A 23,482-nucleotide genomic window follows, 5' to 3' on the forward strand; every position below is an offset into this window, starting at 1 on the left:
CGTGGACGCGCTGGCGTCGGGAGTGCCAATACCGATCCTATGTTACAGATAGATGACAATATCATGTCAGCCATATTACGCACGGCCGCATGAAGCAGGTGCGTCGGACGGCGGCCGCGCCAAGCCATTGATTGTCCGCAAACTTAGCTCGCCGCACGCTCGTCGCGGCCGGCCATCGTCCAACGTCCGATTTTTTCCATCAGCGCCTTGGGGCTGATCGGCTTGGAAAGATAATCGTCCATGCCGGCTTCCAGGCAGCGTTCCCGGTCGCCCTTCAGAGCATGCGCGGTCACCCCGATGATCGGCACATGCCCTCCGGTGCGCTTTTCCAGCTCGCGTATCCTGCCGGTCGCCTCGAGCCCGTTCATTTCCGGCATCGACACGTCCATCAGCACCATGCGCGGCATCATCGCCTCGAAGACTTCGACCGCGAGGCGGCCGTTGCCCACGATCTCGAAAGTGCATCCGGTCTCGGCCAGGATTTGCGAGAAGACGAGCTGGTTTACCTCATTGTCTTCCGCGACCAGTATGTCGACGCGCGACCTGTCCGACGGCGAGCCCGGACGGACTGCAAGCCGCAGCTCCCGCTCGCGGACGGGCACGGCCGCCGACGCGACCGTCGGCTCGGCCGGCATCGTCGCCTCCGGCGTCGAGAGATGATCGGCGGCGAGAAAGCGCCGCTTCTGGATGGTTCCCACCAAGGTCTGGAGAAGCACCGCCGAGCGGGCCGGCTTGATGAGTTGCGCATCGATCGCAAGGTCGCGATAGCTGACATGCGACAGCGACTGGTCGACGGAAGTCAGCATGACGATCGGAGTATCCACGACCGCCGGCGTCGCACGTACGATCCGCGCGACGTCGGCGCCGGTCATGCCCGGCATCTGGTAATCGAGAATGATGCAATCCACCGTCAGGCCGCGCTCGAGCACCGCGTGGAGAACGGCGATCCCCTCCGGGCCGCTCTCCGCGGCGCACGCGTCGAACCCCCAGACGGCCATCTGCTCCAGGAGAATCGACCTGTTGACCGCGTTGTCGTCGATCACGAGAACGCGCGCGCCGGAAACGTCGACCGGTGTGGCCTTGCCTCTCTCCGCCTGCCCCGTACGGGGCAGGGCGACGGTGAACCAGAAGGTCGACCCCTCTCCCTCGACGCTCTCGACGCCGATCCCGCCGCCCATCATCTCCACCAGCCGCGAGGTGATCGCCAGGCCGAGGCCCGTCCCCTCGTGCCGGCGCGTCGACGAGGCATCCACCTGGCTGAACTTGTCGAAGACCAGCTTCAGCTTGTCGGCGGGGATGCCGATGCCGGTATCCGTGACCTGCACCCGGAGCCGCGTCTCCTCGCCCAGATTCTCGCCGGTCACGTCGACCAGCACATGTCCGGAATCGGTGAATTTGACGGCATTGCCGAGGAGATTGGTGATGATCTGCCTTATCCGTCCCACATCGCCGACGAAGCTGTCGTGAAGATCGGGCGCGACCCGCACGATCATCTCCAGATCCTTCTCCTTCGCCCGTGTCGAAACCAGCGTGGCGACGTCCTCGATCGCTTCGGCGAGCTGGAAGGGCTGCGGGTCTAGGACAAGCTGGCCCGCATCGATCTTGGAGAAGTCCAAAATATCGTTGATGATGGTCAGGAGCGCGTTGCCCGATTTCACGATGATGTCGGTGAACGTCTTCTGCTTTGCGTCGAGTTCGGTCTTGGCCAGCAGTTCCGCCATTCCGAGCACGCCGTTCATCGGCGTACGGATTTCGTGGCTCATATTGGCCAGGAATTCCGACTTTGCGCGGTCGGCGAGGATCGCGCGCTGCTCGGCCTCGCGCAGCGCCTTCTCCCTGCCCTTCAGTTCGGTGATCTCGACGCGCACGCCGACGAAGCTGCCGTCTTCCGTGTGCGTGTCGAACGCCTGTATCCAGCGGCCGTCGTCCTGCCGCCGCTCATAGACGTTCTGCGGTTCGGCATGACGGCGCATATAGGCTTCGAGCCAGGCCTGCTTGTCGGTTCCGTAGAGCACATCGACCGTCGGATCGCCGCTGGCGCGGAAGTATCCCAGGCTGTGGCCGAGCTCGGCAGCATCACGGAAGGTGCAGCCCGATTTCCATACCGGGTTCAGTCCCGGCGTCCATTCCCTGATCTTGCGGTTCGCGAAGACGAACTTGTCGTCGCGGTCATATATCACCACGCCGGCCGGCAGCGATTCCAGCACGTTCGACAGGTGCCGGCGCGCGGCCTCGGCCTCCGCCTCGCGCTCCTTCTGCTCGGTGATGTCGTAATAGCTGACGAGCCGCTTGCCGCCCGAAAGCGAAGTGACCGAATAGATCATGGTGCAGCCGTCTGCCCGCCGGAACTCGCGCGGCGCCACATCGCCGGCACGGATCTCCTCGAGACGGGAGGCGACATAGCTTTCCCAATCCTCGTCCGCCACCTCGTAGATGCCGTTGTGGCGGTTCACGTCCATCAGCGCCCGGAACGGATCGCCGACCGAGACCTCGTCGAGCCCGACCCTCCATATCGAATAGAAGGCCTTGTTGATCATCTCCGCCTTCAGGCCGGGATCGAGCACGACGACGCCGAGATCGAGCATGTCGAGCGTGCGCTGGAGATCGGAAAGAAGCCGCTCGGCCTGTTCCGTCGCTTCCGCCAACGCGCTCTCGCGAAGCGACAGCAGCGCCGTGACGTTGCTGCCCGTTCCACGATATCCGAGAAAGCGACCCGAGGCGTCGAACCGCGGCGCGCCGGATATCGACAGCCAGCGGCAGGCTTCGCCGCCCTGGCCGAATTCATGGATGAAGCCGCGAAAAGGCCGGCCAGCCCGCAGGTCTGCGAGCTGAACGGAAGGATGGTCGCCGCTTTTCGCCTTCATCAGCGTTTCGAGTCGCCATTTGCCGATGACGCTCGAGCGCTCGACGTCGCTGATCACGAAGAACCCGTCGGATATCCAGGTAAAGCGGTGCTCCCCGTCGGTTTCCCAGAGCCAGTCGGCGGCGGTTTCGACGACAGCGACAAGGTCGCCGGCAGAAAAGAGCCGGTCCCGGCATTCGATCAGGCCGTTCAAGGATCGCGGATCGCGGCTAGCATCGAGGCCGGGAGATATCTCCTTGCCTGTCTCGATTTCCGATCCGGTCGGTAACCCCCACGTTCCCACCGGTATCCCCCTTACCAGTTTCCCCAAGGGGAGGAAATGTGACCCACGAAGCTTAACGTTCGCCTAAGTCCAGGGCCCGGCCAATGAGGCGGCTTGAACAGCCGCGCGCACCCCGCCTCCAACAAGGCTGGAGGAAAAGCAAATCCAACGGATGCTTCATTTCACGATCTGAGGAAAGACTGGCACGCCCAAGGGGAATCGAACCCCTGTTTGCGCCGTGAGAGGGCGCCGTCCTGACCGCTAGACGATGGGCGCTTAGCCAGAGCGCGGATATAGCGGCGGATCGCCGGAAATGCAACCGGGCGAGTCGTGGATTTTCGTCGAAATGCTCGAAAACTCAGGACCGGCGCGCCGAAGGCTGGATGAGATCGAAGAGATTGCCGTAGAGATCGGCGAAAACCGCCACGGTACCGTACTCCTCCTTGCGCGGCTTCTCGCGGAAATCCGCGCCGCGCGCCCGCATCAGCCGGTAATCGCGACAGAAATCGTCCGTCTCGACGAAAAAGCCGACACGGCCGCCGGTCTGATCGCCAACCCGAGCGCTTTGCCGCTCGCCGCGCGCCTGGGCAAGCAACAGCCGCGTCGGCGCATCAGGCGACGGTGCGACGAGAACCCACCTTTTCCCGCCGCCCAGGTCGGTATCCTTGACCAGCACGAACCCAAGCACCTCGGTATAGTGACGGATCGCCTCGTCGTAATCGGCGACGAGAACCGCGACGGTCGCGAGATGGCGCGCCATTTCAGGCTATTCCTCCACGACCTCGAACCTGCCGAGGATGCGGCGTTCGACCGTGTCGTAGATGAAGATGGCCTGCCGGCCGGATGCAAGCTCCACCTGCAGGCTCAGCCGATTGCCGGAAAGCGCCTGGCCCAGGATACGCGCGCCCGCCGGCAAGGCGATCTCGCCGGCGGCGGCGGGGCTTTCGGCCGGCGACGGAACCTGAGACGCGGCTTCGGCGCTCGGCGTCTCTCGCGTCGCGGTGCGGTAGACAATCGCGGCCACCACGGCCATAAGGGCAATGAAAAGCACCCCGAGATTGATAACCATGAAGCGGATAAGCTTGCGTCGGACATTTTCCACGGCCGGGTCCAGCGGCTTTTCCTGTTCCTCGTCGTCTAAAGCGGGGCCCGCCATGTTCGTTTCCAGTCAGTTTGATCGATGAGCGACCCTGATAGCGAAGCCGAAGCCGCATTGAAAGGGTTCGTGGCCGATGCGGAGGCCGCCGGCCAGCGGCTGGACCAGTGGCTCGCCGCCCGAACCGGTCCGGATCTTTCGCGCAACCGCATACAGTCGCTGATCCGGGAAGGCGCGGTGACGCTCAACGGCGCGCCTGTCGCCGAGCCCAAGCGCAAGCTCGCGGAAGGCGATCGCGTCGAGATCGTCGTGCCCGAGCCGGAGGCGGCCGAGCCACAGGGCGAGGACATCCCGCTCGACATCCTCTACGAGGACGACCACCTCATCGTCATCAACAAGCCGGCGGGACTGGTGGTGCATCCGGGCGCCGGCAACTGGACCGGAACGCTGGTCAACGCGCTCATTCATCATTGCGGGCCGTCGCTTTCCGGCATAGGCGGCGTGCGCCGGCCGGGCATCGTCCACCGGCTCGACAAGGATACGAGCGGCGTTCTCGTCGTCGCCAAGGACGACCGCACCCATCGCGTGCTTTCCGAAGCCTTCGCCGACCATGGCCGCACAGGCGACCTCGAACGCAGCTACGCGGCGCTGGTCTGGGGCACGCCGGCGCGCATGGCCGGCACGATCGACGCGCCACTGGGCCGGGCGACCGGTGACAGGACGCTGCGCACGGTCGTACGCGCCGAACGCGAGGACGCGCGCCACGCGGTCACGCATTTCCAGGTCGTCGAGCGATTCGGCGAGAATCCCGACACGACCGCGCTCGCATCGCTGGTCGAGTGCCGGCTCGAAACCGGCCGCACCCATCAGATCCGCGTCCATATGGCGCATATCGGCCATCCGTTGATCGGCGATCAGGACTATGGCCGGGCGTTCCTGACGAAGGCGAACCGGCTTCCCGAAGCGCTGCGCGAGCGGGTCAGGGCATTCAGGCGCCAGGCACTTCACGCCCGCACCCTCGCCTTCCGCCACCCGGCAACCGGCGAGCTGATGCGCTTCCAGGCCGCTCTTCCCGACGACATGGCGGAACTCGTCGCCGCCTTTCGCCGTTTGGCTTGAAGCGGCGAAAAGTTGAGGGGGAATGTTCACTTAAACGTGACGCACTGTTTCATGCCGTCATAGACCGTGTTTTCGCCGCAAATGTACCTATATAACGGTAGGTGCAGTGCGCCCTTCGGGCGGCTGCATCCCACGCCCGCCGAAATCCGGGGGTGAAAACTCCAAGAAGAGAGGGAGGGTGCTACATGGCCCAGACATTGCCCAGCATTGTTTCCGGAGAAGGGGGTCTGTCCCGTTATCTGGAAGAAATCAGACGCTTTCCGATGCTTCAGCCGCAGGAAGAGTACATGCTCGCCAAGCGGTACCAGGAGCATGACGACACCAGCGCGGCCCACAAGCTCGTGACGAGCCATCTTCGCCTCGTGGCGAAGATCGCCATGGGATACCGCGGTTACGGCCTGCCGATCGGCGAGGTCATCTCGGAAGGAAATGTCGGCCTCATGCAGGCCGTCAAGAAATTCGAGCCCGAGCGCGGCTTCCGCCTCGCCACCTATGCGATGTGGTGGATCAAGGCGGCGATCCAGGAATACATCCTGCGGTCGTGGAGCCTCGTGAAGATGGGCACCACCGCGAACCAGAAACGCCTGTTCTTCAACCTGCGCAAGGTGAAGGGCAAGATCCAGGCGCTGGACGACGGCGACCTCAATCCCGAGCAGGTTCAGGAGATCGCGACCCGCCTCAATGTGAGCGCGGAAGAAGTCGTATCGATGAACCGCCGGCTTTCCGGCGACGCGTCGCTGAACGCCCCGATCCGCGCTTCCGAGGGCGAATCCGGTGAGTGGCAGGACTGGCTCGTGGACGACCACGACAGCCAGGAAGACATGATCGCCGAGCAGGACGAACTCGAAAATCGCCGCTCGATGCTCACGGATGCGATGGACGTGCTCAACGACCGCGAACGGCGCATCTTCGAAGCCCGCCGGCTCGCGGAGGAGCCGATGACGCTGGAAGAACTCTCCGGCGAATTCGATATCAGCCGCGAGCGGGTGCGTCAGATCGAGGTGCGTGCTTTCGAGAAGGTGCAGGACGCGGTCAAGAATGCCGCCAAGCGGCAGATGCAGGCGCTCCGCACCATCGAGGCCGAAGCGCACTGACAGAGAAAAACCCGGCTATCCGGAAATCAGACCCGCCGCCATCCGCGGCGGGTTTTTCTTATCCGCTGGTCGCGCTCGCCCAGGCCCGCATCGCCTCGTCGAATACGCGTTCGCCGGGGATGCCCTTTTCGAGCGTGATGAGCGCACGCCGGCCGGACTGGTAGACGAGCGGGATGTCGATCCAGCTCTGTCGACGCAGAAGCGAGGTGTTCGCTTCCATCTCGGCGGGCGAATCGCTGAGCGCGACGAGGAAGAATCCGTCGGCGATCTTGGCGGGAATCCCGACCAGCGGATTGCCGGCGGCCTGCTCGGTTTCCTTCAGCGCTATGCGCGTCACATTGCTGATGCCGCCGCCCTCGAACCCTTCCGGGGTGAGGAAAATCATCTCGATGATATGGCTCGCCGGAAGCGTCTGGTCCGCATTGCGACGTATCGTCATGCGCATCTGCAGGTTCTTGCCCGGTATCGTGGCTTCGGCGCGAACCGCCGGCTCGGGCGGAAGATCGCCGCCGGGCGATTCCTGCACCAGCGACCAGACGATCGATCCGGCCTCGGCGGAGCCCTGGGCCGAACTCGTGCGCTCCTCGTAGAAGATCGCGCGCTGGCCGACCGCCACCGCGGGCGGATCCTCGGTCGCATTCTCGTTCGACGGCGCGGCCGGCGTCTCGGCCGCCTGTCCCGGTGCGTCAGGCGACACCTGCGCCACGGACGATCCTTCACCTATCGCCGGCGTGCCTCCGGCGGGGCCTTCATCGACCTCGTTGCCGTCCGGCATCAGCCGCTGGGTGAATTTCGGCTGCTCCTCCGGCTGTGCCGGTTGCTGGGCCTGTGCCTCCGGCGCGGCGTCCGACGGCGCGGCGGCGGTGCTCTCCTCGCCGGCCGTCTCGGGCGTTTGCTGGGACGGCTCGGTTTGCGTCCAGCTTGCCAGAAGCGCGGAGATATCGTTCCTGTTGAGCCAGGCCGCATAGCCGGCGCCAGCCAGGACCAGCAACGCCGCCAGCGCCGCGATCAGGCCGGTGCGGTTCCTCGCGGCCTTTTTCTCCGAACGCCGCACGGGCGGGGCCATGGAAGCCGGATCTGAATCGTCCAGGGATGCGTCGTTACGATAAGCGTCGTTCGCCTCGCGCAAAACGGAGCCGACCGATCTCACCTCGTCATCATCGTCCGGACGCGCCGCATCGAATTGGTCTTCGTGATGCCCGTCGCCGGTTTCGTGGTGCGGCGTCTCCGGCTCGGCCCGTGCGGTCACGGGCGAGGCTGGCACCTCTCCCTTTTCCAGGCTGGAGAAGACGTCTTCCAGATCGTCGTCGTCCAGCAGTTCCTCCGGCGCGTCATATTCCGCGCGCACCACGGCGATCGCGTCATCGATCGCCTTTCTCTGCCTGTCGATGACGGCCTGCGGCGGCGGTGGGCTGATCGCGGCCAGCTTGGCTTCGATGGTCGCGCGCGCCTTTTCGTAGACTTTCTCGCGCATCTCGGGCGTGTTCTCCCGCAGACCGCCGATCGTCTTCTTAAGTACCGCTACGAAATCCGCCATGCGTTGCTGCCCTGTACCTTTATGTCCCGGCGGGAGATCGACAAATCACCCCGCCGGAACGAGTTCCTGCCGAAACTAGTCTTGAAACGGATCGGTAACAAGTATCGTGTCCTCGCGCTCGGGACTGGTGGAAAGAAGCGCCACCGGCGCGCCGATCAACTCTTCTATGTGGCGTACATATTTCACCGCCTGGGCCGGCAGCTCGTTCCAGCTTCGCGCTCCGGCGGTCGTTCCCTTCCAGCCTTCCAGCGTCTCGTAGATCGGCTCGACGCGCGCCTGCGCGCCCTGGCTCGCCGGCAGATAGTCGATCACCTCGCCGTCGAGGCGATAGGCGGTGCAGACCTTGATCTCGTCGAGGCCGTCGAGCACGTCGAGCTTGGTGAGCGCGATGCCGTTGATGCCGTTCGCCGCGACCGCCTGGCGGACCAGAACCGCGTCGAACCAGCCGCAGCGGCGCTTGCGGCCGGTGACCGTGCCGAACTCGTGACCGCGCGTGCCGAGGAAGTCGCCGACCTCGTTGTCCTGCTCGGTCGGGAACGGACCCTCGCCGACACGCGTCGTATAGGCCTTGGTGATGCCGAGCACGTAGCCGATCGCGCCGGGGCCGACACCCGACCCGGTCGCGGCCTGTCCGGCAACCGTGTTGGACGAGGTCACGAAGGGATAGGTGCCGTGGTCGATATCGAGCAAGGTGCCCTGCGCGCCCTCGAAGAGGATACGCTTGCCGCCGCGGCGTGCTTCGTCGAGGATCTTCCAGACACGATCCATGTAGGGCAGCACATTGTCGGTGATGGAGGTCAGTTCCTCCATGATCGTTTCATGCGTGACCTCGTCATGGCCGAGCCCCTGGCGCAGCGCATTATGATGGGTGAGGAGCCGGTCGACCTTGAGGGGCAGGGTCTCCATGTCCGCCAGATCCATCACGCGGATAGCCCTGCGGCCGACCTTGTCCTCATAGGCCGGGCCGATGCCCCTGCGGGTCGTGCCGATCTTGGTGCCAGAATTGGAGGCTGCGTCTTCGCGAATGCCATCGAGTTCCCTGTGCAGGGAAAGGATAAGGGCCGTGTTTTCGGCGATTTTCAGGCGATCGGGGCCGATTTCGACGCCGAGCTCCCTGAGACGCGCGAGTTCGGCGACGAAAGCGTGCGGATCGAAGACGACGCCGTTGCCGATGATCGAGAGCTTGCCCTCGCGCACGACGCCGGAAGGCAGGAGCGAGAGCTTGTAGACCTTGCCATCGACGACGAGCGTATGCCCGGCATTGTGCCCGCCCTGGAAGCGCACAACCACGTCGGCGCGTTCGGACAGCCAGTCCACGATCTTGCCCTTGCCTTCGTCGCCCCACTGCGAGCCGACGACCACAACATTGGCCATGGGAAATCCTCTCTTTGCACGGCTGGACGCCCGGCGTCCCTGAATTGAAACGCTTCTATAGCGTCAAGCGATGCGGCGCGCGACCCCCGTTTCGAACTGGAAGCCGGCTGTCTTCGATTAAATCGGCCCTGGTCCATTTACCCGTCCGCCGGAGCGGGTTACGTCAAACCATATCCCGACCCCGTTTCCGGAAGCGCCCCTCTCCATGCATCGCAACGCCTATGTCCTCCTGCTCCTGACCATGCTTTTCTGGGGCGGAAACGCGATTGCGGGCAAGCTCGCCGTCGGCCATATCTCGCCGATGATGCTGACCACGGTGCGCTGGGCGATGGCGGCACTGATCATGATAGCCATCGGCACGGCGCAATTGCGGCGCGACTGGCCGGTCGTGCGCCACCGGCTGGTTTTCCTGTTCGTGCTCGGCGCCGCCGGCTTCACCCTTTTCAATGCCGCGCTCTACAGCGCGCTGAACTACACCACCGCCATCAACGTCTCGATTGAGCAGGCGGCGATGCCGATGTTGATCTTCCTTGCGAATTTCGTCCTGTTCCGCATGGGCATCACATGGGCGCAGATCGTCGGCTTCGTCCTCTCGCTCGCCGGCATCGCCATTGTGGCGAGCCACGGCGAGCTGTCGCGGCTTGCCGAGCTCGACGTCAATTTCGGCGATGCGCTGATGATGATCGCGATCGTGCTCTATGGCGGCTATACGGTGGCGCTGCGCTACAAGCCGGCGATCCATTGGAAAAGCCTGATGCTCGTCATGTCGATCGCGGCCTTTCTGTCCTCGCTTCCCTTTCTCGCCTGGGAGGTTTCGGCCGGAAGCGCGATCCTGCCGGATACGCGGGGCTGGGCGATCGCGGCCTTCACCGCGATCTTCCCTTCGGTCGTGAGCCAGGTGTTCTACATCCGCGGCGTGGAATTGATCGGCGCCAACCGCGCCGGCCTCTTCATCAATCTCGTGCCGATATTCGGCACGATGCTGTCGATCCTGATCCTCGGCGAGGATTTCCACCTCTACCACGCGATCGCCATCGTCCTCGTGCTCGGCGGTATCTGGCTCGCCGAGCACAGCGGCCGCAAGCGGGCTGCTTGAATATTTGGATACAGCCTCGATATTTGCTATCATGATAGCAAAGGAGAGCTGGATTGGCTCAGTTGCTGGTTAGACAGATCGACGACGACATCAAGCAGCGTCTGCAGGAGCGCGCGGCGAAACACGGCACCAGTATGGAAGAGGAAGTCCGCTCCATCCTGAGGGCAGCGGTTCTTCAGGATGAGGGCGAACTCAAGGGCTTGGGCACTGAAATCGCCAGCATTTTCCGCGGGATTGGTGTCGAGGGTGAGCCGCTCGAACGACTTCCGAAATCGTCGGTGCGAGCCGAGAAATTTGACGAATGATCGTTCTGGACACGAACGTCGTCTCGTCCTTGATGCGTCCGGAAGAAAATCCGCTGGTCGTGCGATGGCTCGATGCTCAGCCACGGATTTCGATATGGATTACCACCATTACCATTCTGGAAATCAGGTTCGGTCTGCTTGTGCTTCCCGACGGCAGACGGCGGGCGGGATTGCTTGAAAGGTTCGACCTTTTGCTTTCAAGCGCCATAGGCGACCGGATACTGCCATTCGACCGATCGGCGGCCGAGCAATCCGCGCGGATATCGGCTATCAGGCGTTCCGTAGGTCGCCAGATTGATCTGGCCGACACCCAAATCGCAGGCATAGTCATATCCCGCAATGCGACGCTTGCCACGCACAACGTCAAGGATTTCAACGACCTCGATATCGAGTTGTTCAATCCCTGGCAGGATTGAAAAAGGCGTGGATTGCTCCACGCCTTTGAAGATTCCTTACAACGCTCCCGGCCTTACAACGCCACGTCGAAATGCAGCGGCTTCGCCGAGCGGATCGCCGGATGCGCGCGCACTTCCTCGAGCACCTTTTCGGGGAACGGGCCGTCGAGGTAGAGCAGCGCGATGGCGTCGCCGCCGGGCCGGTTGCGGCCGAGCTGGAAGTTGGCGATGTTGACGTCGTTCTTGCCGCAGACCGTGCCGAGCAGGCCGATGATGCCCGGCGCGTCCGCGTTGGTGGTGTAGAGCATGTGCTCGCCCACCTCCGCGTCGAGATTGATGCCCTTGATCTGGATGAAGCGCGGCTTGCCGTCGGAGAAGCAGGTTCCGGCGATCGCACGGGTCTTGTTCTTGGTCTTCACCGTCAGCTTGATATAGCCGTCGAAGACGCCCGATTTGTCGCGCTTGACTTCGGAGAGGATGACACCGCGCTCCTTGGCCATGATTGGCGCGGAGACCATGTTGACGTCGGCCACCTGCGGACGGATGAGGCCTGCCAGCGTCGCGCTGATGAGGGCGCGCGTGTTCATCCCGGCGGTCGCTCCGTCGAAGAGAATCTCGACTTCCTGGATCGGCTCCTCGGTGACCTGGCCGACAAAGGCCCCCAGCACCTCGGCCAGCTTGATGAACGGCTTCAGCCTCGGCGCTTCTTCCGCCGTGATCGACGGCATGTTGATCGCGTTCGAGACCGCGCCCTTGACCAGGTAGTCCGACATCTGCTCGGCGACCTGCAATGCGACGTTCTCCTGAGCTTCGGTGGTAGCAGCACCCAGATGCGGCGTGCAGACCACGTTCGGCATGCCGAAAAGCGGGCTTTCATTCGCCGGCTCCACCTCGAACACGTCGATGCCGGCACCGGCGACCTTGCCGCTTTTCAGGCCCTCGATGAGATCGGCTTCGACGATCAGGCCGCCGCGCGCGCAATTGATGATGCGCACACCGTCCTTCATCTTGGCGATCGCCTCCGCATTGATGATGCCGCGGGTCTTGTCGGTCATCGGCGTGTGCAGCGTGATGAAGTCGGAGCGGGCGAAGATGTCGTCCAGCTCGACCTTCTCGACGCCGAGTTCGGAAGCGCGTCCCTCGGAAAGGAACGGATCATAGGCGATCACGTGCATCTTGAGGCCGACGCCGCGCGTCGCCACGATCGAGCCGATATTGCCGCAGCCGATGACGCCCAGCGTCTTGCCGGTGATCTCGACGCCCATGAAGCGGTTCTTCTCCCACTTGCCCGCATGGGTCGAGGCGTTGGCTTCCGGAAGTTCCCGCGCCACGGCGAACATCAGGCCGATCGCATGCTCGGCCGTCGTGATGGAATTGCCGAAGGGCGTGTTCATGACGATAATGCCGCGGCGCGACGCGGCCGGAATGTCGACATTGTCGACGCCGATGCCGGCGCGGCCGATCACCTTCAGGTTCGTGGCGGCGTTGATCAGCTTCTCGGTGACCTTGGTGGCCGAGCGGATCGCCAGGCCGTCATATTGGCCGATGACCTCGAGGAGCTTTTCCTTGTCCTTGCCGAGGTCGGGCAGGTAGTCGACCTCGACGCCGCGATCCTTGAAGATTTGGACCGCGGTCGGCGAAAGCTTGTCTGAAACGAGAACGCGGGGCATGGGTTTGTTCCTTTTCCTGGAATCCGCCCCTCACCCGGCTCCGCCTCGCTCGGCCGACCTCTCACCATTGGGGAGAGGAGATCGTCGACGTTTTCGCCGACTTCTTCTCCGCTTGGGAGAAGGTGGCCGCGCAGCGGCCGGATAAGGGGTATTAGCGTTTGCTGAATTAAGCAGCGGCCTTCAGCGCCGCCTTCTGGTTTGCGAAAGCCCAGTCGAGCCAGGGCAGCAATGCCTCGAGGTCCGACGTCTCGACCGTTGCGCCGGCCCAGATGCGAAGTCCGGAAGGCGCGTCGCGATAGGCGCCGATGTCGTAGGCGACGCCCTCCTTGTCGAGCGCCGAGACCATGGCCTTGGCGAAAGCCGCCTGCGCATCCTTGTCGAGCGCCGTGAAATCGGGATCGACGATGGACAGGCAGACGGAGGTGTTCGACCGGGTCTCGGGCGCGACCGCCAGATGGCCGGCCCAGGTCGAGCCTTCCACGAAGGCGTCGAGCACGGCGAAGTTGGCGTCGGCGCGGGCGACCAGCCCGTCGAGCCCGCCGATCGACTTCGCCCACAGAAGCGCGTCGATATAGTCCTCCACGCACAGCATGGACGGCGTGTTGATCGTCTCGCCCTTGAAGATGCCCTCGATGAGCTTGCCGCCCTTGGTCATGCGGAAGATCTTCGGCAGCGGCCAGGCGGGCATGTAGCTTTCGAGGCGCTCGACGGCGCGCGGCGAAAGGATGAGCACGCCGTGCGCGGCCTCGCCGCCCAGCACTTTCTGCCAGGAGAAGGTGACGACGTCGAGCTTGGCGAAGTCGAGGCGCTGCGCGAAGGCCGCGGACGTCGCGTCGCAGATAGTCAGCCCCTTACGGTCGGCAGGGATGAAGTCGGCATTCGGCACGCGCACGCCCGAGGTGGTGCCGTTCCAGGTGAAGACGACGTCGCGGTCGAAATCGATCTGGTTCAGATCCGGCAGTTCGCCGTAAGGCGCCTCGACCTTGCGCGCGTCGGCAAGCTTGAGCTGCTTGACGACGTCGGTCACCCAGCCCGAGCCGAAGGATTCCCAGGCGACCATGTCCACGCCGCGCTCGCCGAGCAGCGACCACAGCGCCATCTCGACGGCGCCGGTATCGGATGCCGGAACGATGCCGATGCGGTAATCCGCCGGCACCTGCAGCACTTCGCGGGTGAGGTCGATCGCCTGTTCGAGCTTGCTCTTGCCGATCTTGGCGCGATGCGAGCGGCCGAGAGGAGCAGCCTTCAGCGCCTCCAGCGACCAGCCGGGACGTTTTGCGCAGGGACCTGAGGAGAAATTGGGATTGGCCGGACGCAGGTCCGGTTTCGTAAGTGTCGTCATCGTGGTTCTACCCTTTCAGATAGCACGCCCCTCGTTGGGGAGGGGTGGCCCACGGACGGCGATATTCTTTCGCGGGCGCGGCGTCAAGCGGAATGTTGACGTCGCTTTCGGAACACCCGCTCGGCCCAAAGCGAAACGGCGGACCTCCGGCCCGCCGCTGCAAGGATGAAAGTGTTGGCGCGCTTACCAGAGATCGTAGCGCAGGCCGACGCGGATCTGGTGGAAGTCGACGCCTTTGCGCACGTCGAGCGAATCGCTGTCGATATATTCGAGATCCGGCGAGCTAAGATATTGATAGCCGAGGTCGATGGAGGCGTTCTCCGTCACCTTGTAGGCCACGCCGGCATTCAACGCGTAGGCGAAGCGGTACTGGTCGTCGGAGAACGACTCCTCGATGCCCAGCGACTGAGAATCGATCGAAAGCTTGCCTCGGCCATACATCACGCCGACGCCACCGCCGACATAAGGGGTCACGCCCGCATAGGTGCCGAGATCGAGATAGGCGTTGGCCATGCCGTTCCAGAAGCTGCTGGAAGCGGAGATCGCATCGATCCCGTCATCGTAGCGATACTTGTCCCTGCCGATGAAACCGAGCGTGAGGTCGCCCCGCAAATAGTCCGTGAAATGATAGCCCGCGCCGATGCCGCCGCCGATGCGCAGATTGTCGGTGTCCTCGCCGAACAGCTCGAAATCATAGACCGGGTCGTTGACGTTGTAGCTGACGTCCCCCCGCAGGTACCAACCCGATCCGATCTCCACCGGAACATATTCCGGTGCTTCCTGCAGGACGATCGGCGGATCGTAGTCGGCTGCGCCCGCCTGCACGGCGGGCATGAAGGCGGCCGCGGCCGCCGAAAGGAGCATGCTGGAACGAAGGTTCATGACCGGACTCCGGAATTGACGACGCGCAAGCGCATCGCCCTGTTGCCTGAAGCCAGTATTAACCATAGTGGTTAAGTCGCGGTTAAGGATAACAGAAGGTTATCGTGGCGGCGGGCGGGCCGCAAAACAGATCAGGCCCGACTTTCGCCGGGCCCGCCTGTATCGATTGCCGAGACTGGATCAGTAGAAGGAATAGCGCACGCCGAGCTTGAAGTCGTGCGAGGTGATGTCGCGGAAATGCATCGGGTTGTCGACGTTGTTGGTGCCGTCATAGGCAACGATGTCGCCCGACTTGGCATCTCCCAGATTGAGGAAGCTGTAGCCGAGATCGATCGTCATCCGCTCGGTGGCCTTGATGCCGACGCCGGCGTGAAGCGCCCAGGCGAAGTTCCATTTCGAGGCCGAATCCGCATAGGCGAGCGTCGGCGAGCCGAACGGGTCTATACCTTCGTCCCGGAAGGAATGGATGGTGTTGCGGCTCGCGCCGATGCCGGCGCCGATATAGGGCGTGATGCCGCGGAACTCGCCGAGATCGGCATAGGCATTCGCCATCAGCAGCCATTCCGACTTCTTCGCGGAATATTTGTTGAAGCGGTCGTCGACACCGTCGTTCCAGAGGTCCAGCCCGTGGAAGCCCACCTCGCCGCGATATTCGACGACGCCGTCGACACGCAGCCATTTGTTGAACTGATAGCCGGCGCCGATGCCGCCGATCGGACCGGCCTCGAAGTTCTTGTCGACCACGGCGAGACCGGGAATATCGTCGAAAAGGACATTGTAGAGGCTGTCGACCCTCTGGTTGCTCATGCCGATGTGGCCGCGCAGATACCAGCCGCCGAAAGCGACGGGCTCGGGCTCATATTCGATGACCGGCGGTTCGTAAAGATCGGCGGCCAAGACAGGCATGGCCGAACCGGCAAGCAATGCGACGCCGCCAAGCAGCGGCCTGACAAATTTCATCATGACTTCCCACCCCTCGCGGACACGGATGCGACGCGCAACCCGCTTTAAAAAAAGCTGAATTCGGGTGGATAATGATGGGTAAAGGTTAAGTTGTGCTTAACCGTGCCGCTTAACCATAATTTGTGAAGACGAAGCGCAAGTTTGCAAGGCCCGGCCCGGTTTCGGCCGGGTCCGACCGCCGCCTCGAAGCATCGCTGCGGCTCTTCTTGCCGCGTTGCTTGCCACTGCTTGCACACCAACGGAAAGCAAAAAGGCCCGAGCGAGGCGCGGGCCTTGAAAACGCATGAAGGCTTTCCGTCAGGCCGCGTCCTTGGTGTCCGCAATGACGCCGATGATATCGTCGACGACCTGCTCGACCAGCCCCTTGTCGTCGGCCTCCGCCATCACGCGGATCAGCGGTTCGGTGCCCGACGGGCGGATCACCAAGCGCCCCGCCTCGCCGAGGCGCGCGCGCGCATCCTCGATCGCCGTCTTGACGATCTGCGATTCCAGCGGCATGCGGCCGGAGAAGCGGACGTTCTTGAGAACCTGCGGGACCGGCTCGAACTTGCGGCAGACCTCGCTGGCGGGCTTGCCCGCGCGCTTGATGCAGGCAAGCACCTGCAGGGCGGAGACGAGGCCGTCGCCCGTCGTCGAGAAATCGGACAGGACGACATGGCCGGACTGCTCGCCGCCGACATTGAAGCCGTGGGCGCGCATGTGCTCGACGACGTAGCGGTCGCCGACCTTGGTGCGGTGCAGGCCGAGTCCCATTCCGCCGAGGAACCGTTCCAGGCCGAGATTGGACATGATCGTGGCAACCACGCCGCCGCCGGCGAGCCTGCCGTTCTGCAGCCAGGCCTCGGCGATGACGGCCATCATCTGGTCACCGTCGATGACCGTGCCGTTCTCGTCGACGAGAACCACGCGATCGGCATCGCCGTCGAGCGCGATGCCGATGTCGGCGCGCACTTCGTGCACCTTCTTGGAGAGGCCGAGCGGATGCGTTGAACCGCAATCCTGATTGATGTTCAGGCCGTTCGGCTCGGTATTGATGGCGATGACCTCGGCGCCAAGTTCCCAGAGCGCGGCGGGCGCCACCTTGTAGCCGGCGCCGTTCGCACAATCGACCACGATCCGCAGCCCGGACAAGGACATGGAGCGCGGCAGGGTGCGCTTGGCGAATTCGATGTAGCGATCGTGCACGCCGTCGACACGCTTGGCGCGACCGAGCGCGTCCGCATCGGCGGCCACGATGTCGACGTCATGGTCGAGAAGCTGCTCGATGCGCATCTCGATCTCGTCGGAGAGCTTGTAACCGTCGGGACCGAAGAGCTTGATGCCGTTGTCGTAGTAGGGATTGTGCGAGGCCGAGATCATCACGCCGATGTCGGCGCGCAGCGAGCGCACCAGCATGGCGACAGCCGGCGTCGGTATCGGTCCGAGCAGGAACACGTCCATGCCGGCGGCGCAGAAGCCGGATACCATCGCGTTCTCGATCATGTAGCCGGAAAGGCGCGTGTCCTTGCCGAGGACGACGCGATGACGGTGATTGCCACGCTGAAACGACATGCCGGCGGCCATGCCAACCTTCATGGCGACCTCTGGCGTCATCGGAAATCTGTTGGCCCGCCCCCGGATCCCGTCTGTACCGAAATATCTTCTGCTCATACTTACTCTTACTTTCCCCGGCCAAATCTCTCCCAACGATCAGATTTGCCACAATAGAGCGCGTCTTCGATATCACAATATGTGAGAAAATGTTACGATTCCCCCACCAAATTGGTGAATCCACCCCCTTCAGCGGGTAGATCTCACCGAAGTTGGGACACCCATTGGCGGAGCATTTCGGCGGCCTTGCGATCCTCCAGGCCACGTCCCAGCTCGGGCATCATTATGCCGGGCTCGGTGCTTTCGACGCGGTAGTTGAGGATCGAACCGTCGGGATCGCCGGGCTTGATGTCGAATTGCCGGCCGCCAGAGCCGCGCCCGGCGGCGACAGGACGCTTGCGGATGCCGAGCGCCGTCGCGCTCTTCTCGCCCCAGGTGAGGAACAGGCCGGAATTGCTTGCCGGCCCCTCGCGGCGATGACAATGGGCGCAATTGACGTCGAGCCAGGCGCGGGCGCGGGCGTCGATGTCTGCGCCCTCGTCCTGCCAATCCGGTACGAAAGCGACGGTCGAGGGATCGGGGAGCCCTTCGAGAATTCCGGCTTCCTTCCAGTGTTCGAGCTGATTGCGGGTGCCGCCCGGATAGTCGAAGTCGAAATTCAGGTTGCGCGCCTTGGGCCCGAGCGGGACGATCTCCCCCGAGAACGCGTGGCAGCCCTTGCACTGGTTCTTGTTGGGCACCGAGTAGGAGAAAGCGAGCGGCTCTCCCTCCTCGTCGATGGTGGAGATATCCACCCGCGCGCCGGCGATCTTCAACTCGGCGTCCGTCTGCTCCTCGTTCCATAGATAGGCCCAGGCGTGCCAGCCGTCCTCGTGCCTGAGCATCACACGGGTCTCGATGAGACGCACGTCTTTCCCGGGCGCGCGGTAGTCGGACGGAAAGGCGAAAGTCTTGACGAGCGCACTGCCGGCCGGAAACTCGAACGCCTCGTCGGCGACGAATGTCGCGGCCTTTCCCTCGGGCACATGAACGAAGCGGTATTTCAGCGCGCCGTCCGAAAAGAGCGCGGTGTGCGGCGCGAACGGAACGACGCCCGCGGCCGGTTTCTGCGTCCGCATATCGTCGAAGAAACCGAATTCGGAGAGAAGCTTCGGCGGCCGGTCCGCCAGGACCGCGTCGGCGGAGACCGCCCGTGCCGGAAGACAGGCCGCGAGAAGCAGGAAAAGCGCGGCGGGCAGGACAAAGGCAAGCAACATAGAGTGCCGGCTTTGCCGATCGGCGATAGGCATTTCCACCGTCTCCAGACTACACGCCCTCTTCCTGCGGCAGCTTCACCGGCGACGGCTCCGGCAGGCTGCCCTTGTAGGCGGCGATGTTCTTGTCCGGCCACCAGCCCCAGGGAAGCAATGTCTGCGAGATCATCTTGAGGTTGACGAAGGTGGTTCCCTCCGCCTCGTCGACATAGATGCGGTCGCCCTGCGCCACCCAGGAAAAATATTCCGGAATGCGCGTGACGCCGTCCCAGACGATGTCGGGGACCGGAATGCCCGAAACGTCCGAGATGATCTTGCCGACCTCGCCGTCCGGCTCCGCGCCGCCGTCGCCGTAGGTATTATTGTGAACGTAGACGCCGCGCGGCACGAACATGTACTCGTCGTCGTCATACTCGTTCGGGTATGCGTTGATCAGCACATGCGTGGTGCCGTTCCGATCGAAGCGGTTGTTGAAGACGTGGACGTTGCGGTTGGCCATGACCATGACGCCCATCCCCTTGGGCACGATGCCGACGATGTTGCCTTCCGGCGCGAAGTTCGGCGTGTCGTTGTCGACCACGTCGTTGTCGAAGACGCGGATGTCGTGGCCGCCTTGCACCGGCAGGTTCGGCAGGTCGAAGATCAGGATGCCGCCGGTGTTGCGGGTCGCGACGTTGCCGTAGACGTCAGCGCGATAGGAATTCTCGATCTCGATGCCGGCGACGTTGAACTCGGCGCGGCTGTTGCGCACGACGATGTCCTCGCTCTGGCCGACATAGATGCCGGCATCCGACGCGCCGCGCACGGTGACCCCGTCGATCAGGATGTTCTTCGACGAAACCGGATAGACGCCGTAGGCGCCGTTCTCCGCCTTCGGTCCGCCGGTCCATTCGACGCGAAGGTTGCGGAAGGTGATCTGGTCCGAGCCCTTGGACTTAACACCGTCGCCCTTGGTGTCCTCGACCCCGAAATCCTCTAGGACGACGCGATTCGACGTGACGAGAAGTCCCTCGCCCGAGCCTTGCTGCCCCTTGAAGGAGAGCACCGTCGAATCCGGCCCCTCCCCGCGCACCGTGACGTCGTCGACGTCGAGCGAGAGGCCGTCGGTCAGCTCGTAGCGACCGGCGGCAATGGTGATCGTGTCGCCGGGCTCGGCCATGATGAGCGCCTCGATCAGTCTTTCATTGGCATCGCTGCCCGGCTCGACGCGATGATCGGCCGCGTGGAGGGCGGTCATCGAAAGCAGGAAGGCCAAGCCGGAAAGCAGGACGGTGGTCCGCCCGCTTTTCTTTCCGGCCGTCAGGCCGGGGAAGGGTGGAAGGCCAACATGTCCACCCATGTCATCCGCGATCGTCGATCTGCATCCCATAGTCGTCTCCTCCCTCTCCTCGGGATCACGATGCGCCCGCTCTTGCGCCATGTCAAGAAAGATGAAAGTGTTTCACTTATGGATGCAGTCGAGCCGCGGAAGCCGAGAGCTCCCCGCCAGAAGCGGGCGAAGAAGACGCGCGCGCGGTTGCTGGAAGCGGTGGAGACGCTGGTCGCGGCCGAGGGCGCCGACGCAGTCACCACCACCCGCATCGCAGCCGAGACCGGCGTCGCCGTCGGCACGATCTACCGCTATTTCACCGATCGCGACGCGCTGCTGCTCGCCGCCTACGACGCAACCGTCGGCCGCATCGTCGAGACCTGTCACGACGCGCTGGAGAAACTGCCGGTCGATGCGCGGATGGACGAGGCGGCGGGCCATCTGCTCGGCGTCTATCTTTCGTCGGCGGAGGCCATCCCGGCGCATTCCGGCCTGCTCGTCGCCATGCGCCGCCTGCGTCCGATCGAGGCCGAAGGGGCAGGCGAGGATCGCATCATCGCCGAGATCGTCGCGCCCTTCTTCGCGCGCTTCGCGCCCGCCGCGTCCTCCGAGCCGCTGCGGCTGCACCTCATGAGCACGCTGCTCGGCACGATGGTCGATCTCTATCTGCTGACCGCCGAGCCGGCCGGCCGCGCGCTCCTTCGCGCGGAGATCGAAGCGCATGTGCTGCTGATGGTCGATCGCGCGATCAACGAGCCTCGGATGGGCTGACGAAAGAGGCGGCGATCTCCTTCTCCGCCGAGAGGATCAGTTTCCGCAACAGCCGGGCCAGTTCCTTGCGGTCCTCCCCGTCGAGGCCGGCGAGAAATTTTCTTTCACTTGCCATGTCGAGGCGAAACGCCTCCTCCGCCCGCTTTTGTCCCTCCTCGGTCAGGCCGACGAGGAAGCTCCTGCCGTCATGCGGCGATTTCTCCCGGCGGACGAGGCCGGCCTTCTCCAGCCTGTCCAGGCGGTGGGTCAGCCCTCCGGACGAGATCATCAGCAAGGTGTAGAGCTCGGTCGGGGTCAACCTGTAAGGCGGGCCGGAGCGGCGCAACGTGGCGATCACGTCGAACTCGCCCCTGTCGAGCCCGAAGCCGGCAAAGGTCGCCTCGATGCTCGGCCGCACCAAGTTCGACAGTCGGTAGGCGCGTCCGAGGATCGCCATCGCCTCGGTGTCAAGGTCGGGAAGCTCGCGCGCCCATTGCGCCCGCAAGCGGTCCACGTGGTCTTCCCTGGCGGTTTCCTTCGTCATCCCGTCCTCCATGCGAGCGGGCATAGCAGGAATATGTCTTGACGAGAAGATAAATTGGGCCTATTTATCTTCTCACGAAGATAGTTTTTCATCGGAGGAGAAGGAAGATGTATCAGGTCGTCCGCAAGGCTGAGCAGAACCCAGCCGCCAACCGAACCGTCCGCTTCGAGGGCCGCGACCACGGTTCGGGCGTGTCGTTCTTCCTCGTCGACAACGAGCCGGGCCAGGGTCCCCGCCTGCACGTCCACCCTTATACGGAAACCTGGATCGTGCAGTCGGGCGAGGCCGAGTTCACCGTCGGCACTGAAAAGACTCGCGCATTTGCCGGGGACATCGTCGTGGCCGGCGCCGGCATCCCGCACAAATTCAGGAATGTCGGCTCGAGCCGCCTCGAGATCGTCTGCATTCACGCAAACGACCACATCGTGCAGGAATTCCTGGAGGGATAGGCGCCGCGTTCTACCGATAGCCGGTCGCGTCGGCCGGCTTGCCGGGTTCCTCGACTTCCCTGATGTAGCGCCACGCGTCGGGGCGTGAACCGTCGAGATCATCGAAACCGTAGACCTGCGCGAGCTCGCCGCTCGACAAGGACTGTCCGTTCCAGCGCGCGCGATCGGGATCGGCGGCAAGTGCCGCAACGGCGCGGCCGACGAAGCGGGGCGTTTCCGAAATCACGAAATGCGGTACCTTGTCGGTCGCGTCCCGCCAGTTCTCCTCGCTTACGCCGAACGTCTCCAGCATTATCTCCGAACGGAGCCAGCCTGGCGTGATCGAGACCGAGGTCGCGCCGTGCGGAGCGAGATCCTTGGCGTGCGCCCACGCCATCCGCGTCACCGCCACCTTGGCGAGATCGTAGAAGGGCGAGAGGCGGTAATGATCCGCATTGTAGGCCGCCGTACCGTCCGTCACCTCCACCAACAGCCCGCCCGGCCGCTCGATCAGCAGCGGCAACGCGTGATGCGCGGTAACGAGATGGGTGTCGATGGCAAGCCGCAACATGCGCAGGCCGTTTTCGAGATCGTGCTCCCAAACCGGCTTATGCCATTCGACGAGGTTCTCCCCGCCCCAGATATCGTTGACGAGAATGTCGAGGCGGCCCTGTTCCGCGCGGATGCGCCGGGCCAACGCCTCGACCTCGGCGGGAACGAGATGGTCCGCCTGCACGGCGATGCCCTTGCCGCCCGCGGCGCTGATCAGTTCCGCCGTTTCCTCGATCGTCTCGGGGCGCTTGTATTCGGATTGCCGACTGCGCGTCGTCCGACCGCTCGCATAGACGGTGGCACCGGCCGCGCCCAGCTCCACGGCGATGCCTCGGCCGGCACCGCGCGTCGCGCCGGCGACGAGCGCGATCTTTCCTTCGAGAGGCAGGCTCATTTCTCTTCTCCTTGAATTGCATCGGTCCGGTCGGCAGGCTAGCCATGCTCGATAGGATTTGATATATAAATGAATATTCATTTATAAATAAAGGTCAAGATGCCTCGCCCGAAAACCCTCTCCGACAAGGACGTGCTCGACGCCGCCCTCGCGATCGTCCACCGGAACGGCCCTGAAGCGTTGACCTTCGCCAGCCTTTCGGAGCGTTGCGGTCTTTCGCCCGCCACCCTTGTGCAGCGTTTCCGGAACATGGCCGGCATCAAGCAGGCCGCCCTTCTGCATGCATGGGATAGCCTGGACGAGAAGACGGCGAGCCTGGCGGCAAGCGTCCCGAGGACGCCGGTCGGCGCCGTGGAGCTGCTTGTCGGACTTTCCGGCGACTATGGAGGGATCGAGGCCTATGCCGAAGGCCTGCTCGTGCTGCGCGAGGATCTGCGCGATCCGGCACTTCGGGCCCGCGGTGCGGCCTGGAAGGCCGCTCTTTCCAAAGCCTTGGACGACTGCTTCTCGGAAACGTCCGCCGCGCCTGCGGAAATCGGGCTGATCATGGCCACCCAGTGGCAGGGCGCGCTGCTCTGGTGGAGCTTCGACCCCAGGCAAAGCCTGCAGGGCTTCGTCGAGGATCACCTGAACCGCTTCGTGTCGGTCGTCATTCCGTCATGAG

22 protein-coding genes and 1 tRNA gene are annotated in these 23,482 nt (G+C 63.7%); 8 read left to right on the forward strand and 15 right to left on the reverse strand.

Translation table 11 applies throughout. The features are described from left to right. Window positions 1–143: 143 nt before the first annotated feature. The 4 genes from XW59_RS19625 to XW59_RS19640 all read right to left on the reverse strand — a co-directional run bounded on the left by XW59_RS19625 (window position 144) and on the right by XW59_RS19640 (window position 4,281). The gene (locus XW59_RS19625; RefSeq protein WP_047147361.1) at window positions 144–3,056 is read right to left on the reverse strand and encodes a response regulator; all 2,913 of its coding nucleotides are present in this window, start codon (window positions 3,054–3,056) and stop codon (window positions 144–146) included. A 270-nt stretch (window positions 3,057–3,326) separates the two neighbouring features. Next, window positions 3,327–3,401 (reverse strand) — tRNA-Glu (locus XW59_RS19630). Window positions 3,402–3,483: 82 nt separating this feature from the next. Then, window positions 3,484–3,885, reverse strand: a complete 402-nt coding sequence (locus XW59_RS19635; protein ID WP_047147362.1) for a VOC family protein — start codon at window positions 3,883–3,885, stop codon at window positions 3,484–3,486. 6 nt (window positions 3,886–3,891) lie between these two features. Further along, entirely contained in the window at window positions 3,892–4,281 is a 390-nt protein-coding gene (locus XW59_RS19640) for a hypothetical protein (RefSeq protein ID WP_047147363.1), read from the reverse strand. Window positions 4,282–4,305: 24 nt separating this feature from the next. Between XW59_RS19640 and XW59_RS19645 the strand changes: the two genes are divergently transcribed. Both XW59_RS19645 and rpoH read left to right on the forward strand, forming a co-directional pair. Then, entirely contained in the window at window positions 4,306–5,340 is a 1,035-nt protein-coding gene (locus tag XW59_RS19645; protein ID WP_047147364.1) for an RluA family pseudouridine synthase, read from the forward strand. Between the two features lie 185 nt (window positions 5,341–5,525). Beyond that, complete coding sequence (gene rpoH / locus XW59_RS19650; RefSeq protein ID WP_047147365.1) at window positions 5,526–6,434, forward strand: RNA polymerase sigma factor RpoH; 909 nt, start codon at window positions 5,526–5,528, stop codon at window positions 6,432–6,434. 58 nt (window positions 6,435–6,492) lie between these two features. Here the strand turns inward: rpoH and XW59_RS19655 are convergent, their stop codons facing one another. Beyond that, window positions 6,493–7,971 (reverse strand): hypothetical protein, encoded by a 1,479-nt coding sequence (locus XW59_RS19655; RefSeq protein WP_047147366.1) that lies wholly within the window; start codon window positions 7,969–7,971, stop codon window positions 6,493–6,495. A 75-nt stretch (window positions 7,972–8,046) separates the two neighbouring features. Further along, window positions 8,047–9,345 (reverse strand): adenylosuccinate synthase, encoded by a 1,299-nt coding sequence (locus XW59_RS19660; RefSeq protein ID WP_047147367.1) that lies wholly within the window; start codon window positions 9,343–9,345, stop codon window positions 8,047–8,049. 205 nt (window positions 9,346–9,550) lie between these two features. On the opposite strand from XW59_RS19660, the gene XW59_RS19665 reads away from it, so the two are divergent. Genes XW59_RS19665 through XW59_RS19675 form a run of 3 tightly spaced genes read left to right on the forward strand, consistent with a single transcriptional unit; the run spans window position 9,551 to window position 11,162 of the window. Then, complete coding sequence (locus XW59_RS19665) at window positions 9,551–10,441, forward strand: DMT family transporter (RefSeq protein ID WP_047147368.1); 891 nt, start codon at window positions 9,551–9,553, stop codon at window positions 10,439–10,441. Window positions 10,442–10,494: 53 nt separating this feature from the next. Continuing rightward, complete coding sequence (locus XW59_RS19670; RefSeq protein ID WP_047147369.1) at window positions 10,495–10,746, forward strand: hypothetical protein; 252 nt, start codon at window positions 10,495–10,497, stop codon at window positions 10,744–10,746. After that, on the forward strand, window positions 10,743–11,162 hold the full coding sequence (locus XW59_RS19675) for a type II toxin-antitoxin system VapC family toxin (RefSeq protein ID WP_047147370.1): 420 nt from the start codon (window positions 10,743–10,745) through the stop codon (window positions 11,160–11,162). Before XW59_RS19670 ends, XW59_RS19675 begins: the two co-directional genes overlap by 4 nt. A 53-nt stretch (window positions 11,163–11,215) precedes the next feature. Here the strand turns inward: XW59_RS19675 and serA are convergent, their stop codons facing one another. The 7 genes from serA to XW59_RS19710 form a co-directional block, all read right to left on the reverse strand. Continuing rightward, complete coding sequence (serA, locus tag XW59_RS19680) at window positions 11,216–12,811, reverse strand: phosphoglycerate dehydrogenase (RefSeq protein ID WP_047147371.1); 1,596 nt, start codon at window positions 12,809–12,811, stop codon at window positions 11,216–11,218. A gap of 166 nt (window positions 12,812–12,977) precedes the next feature. Next, the gene (locus XW59_RS19685) at window positions 12,978–14,153 is read right to left on the reverse strand and encodes a phosphoserine transaminase (RefSeq protein ID WP_047147372.1); all 1,176 of its coding nucleotides are present in this window, start codon (window positions 14,151–14,153) and stop codon (window positions 12,978–12,980) included. A gap of 183 nt (window positions 14,154–14,336) precedes the next feature. Further along, the gene (locus tag XW59_RS19690) at window positions 14,337–15,035 is read right to left on the reverse strand and encodes an outer membrane beta-barrel protein (RefSeq protein WP_047147373.1); all 699 of its coding nucleotides are present in this window, start codon (window positions 15,033–15,035) and stop codon (window positions 14,337–14,339) included. A gap of 180 nt (window positions 15,036–15,215) precedes the next feature. Continuing rightward, window positions 15,216–15,998 (reverse strand): outer membrane beta-barrel protein, encoded by a 783-nt coding sequence (locus XW59_RS19695; protein WP_052958305.1) that lies wholly within the window; start codon window positions 15,996–15,998, stop codon window positions 15,216–15,218. Between the two features lie 297 nt (window positions 15,999–16,295). After that, entirely contained in the window at window positions 16,296–17,648 is a 1,353-nt protein-coding gene (glmM, locus tag XW59_RS19700; protein ID WP_047147374.1) for a phosphoglucosamine mutase, read from the reverse strand. A 143-nt stretch (window positions 17,649–17,791) separates the two neighbouring features. After that, window positions 17,792–18,877 (reverse strand): SO2930 family diheme c-type cytochrome, encoded by a 1,086-nt coding sequence (locus XW59_RS19705; protein ID WP_052958308.1) that lies wholly within the window; start codon window positions 18,875–18,877, stop codon window positions 17,792–17,794. 16 nt (window positions 18,878–18,893) lie between these two features. After that, the gene (locus tag XW59_RS19710; protein WP_206077728.1) at window positions 18,894–20,210 is read right to left on the reverse strand and encodes a parallel beta-helix domain-containing protein; all 1,317 of its coding nucleotides are present in this window, start codon (window positions 20,208–20,210) and stop codon (window positions 18,894–18,896) included. A gap of 78 nt (window positions 20,211–20,288) precedes the next feature. On the opposite strand from XW59_RS19710, the gene XW59_RS19715 reads away from it, so the two are divergent. Beyond that, the gene (locus XW59_RS19715; protein ID WP_052958312.1) at window positions 20,289–20,921 is read left to right on the forward strand and encodes a TetR/AcrR family transcriptional regulator; all 633 of its coding nucleotides are present in this window, start codon (window positions 20,289–20,291) and stop codon (window positions 20,919–20,921) included. Here the strand turns inward: XW59_RS19715 and XW59_RS19720 are convergent. Next, complete coding sequence (locus XW59_RS19720) at window positions 20,899–21,444, reverse strand: MarR family transcriptional regulator (RefSeq protein ID WP_246666149.1); 546 nt, start codon at window positions 21,442–21,444, stop codon at window positions 20,899–20,901. The genes XW59_RS19715 and XW59_RS19720 overlap by 23 nt on opposite strands. A 107-nt stretch (window positions 21,445–21,551) precedes the next feature. On the opposite strand from XW59_RS19720, the gene XW59_RS19725 reads away from it, so the two are divergent. Then, complete coding sequence (locus XW59_RS19725) at window positions 21,552–21,893, forward strand: cupin domain-containing protein (RefSeq protein ID WP_047147377.1); 342 nt, start codon at window positions 21,552–21,554, stop codon at window positions 21,891–21,893. A 10-nt stretch (window positions 21,894–21,903) separates the two neighbouring features. Here the strand turns inward: XW59_RS19725 and XW59_RS19730 are convergent, their stop codons facing one another. Further along, window positions 21,904–22,812: an SDR family oxidoreductase gene (locus XW59_RS19730; protein WP_047147530.1), complete on the reverse strand. Its 909-nt coding sequence runs from the start codon at window positions 22,810–22,812 to the stop codon at window positions 21,904–21,906. Between the two features lie 105 nt (window positions 22,813–22,917). Between XW59_RS19730 and XW59_RS19735 the strand changes: the two genes are divergently transcribed. Beyond that, window positions 22,918–23,481 (forward strand): TetR/AcrR family transcriptional regulator, encoded by a 564-nt coding sequence (locus XW59_RS19735; RefSeq protein ID WP_047147378.1) that lies wholly within the window; start codon window positions 22,918–22,920, stop codon window positions 23,479–23,481. Window position 23,482 lies beyond the last annotated feature (1 nt).

Origin of the sequence: Aquamicrobium sp. LC103, from assembly GCF_001014615.2 — a bacterium.
Classification (GTDB): Bacteria; Pseudomonadota; Alphaproteobacteria; order Rhizobiales; family Rhizobiaceae; genus LBCQ02.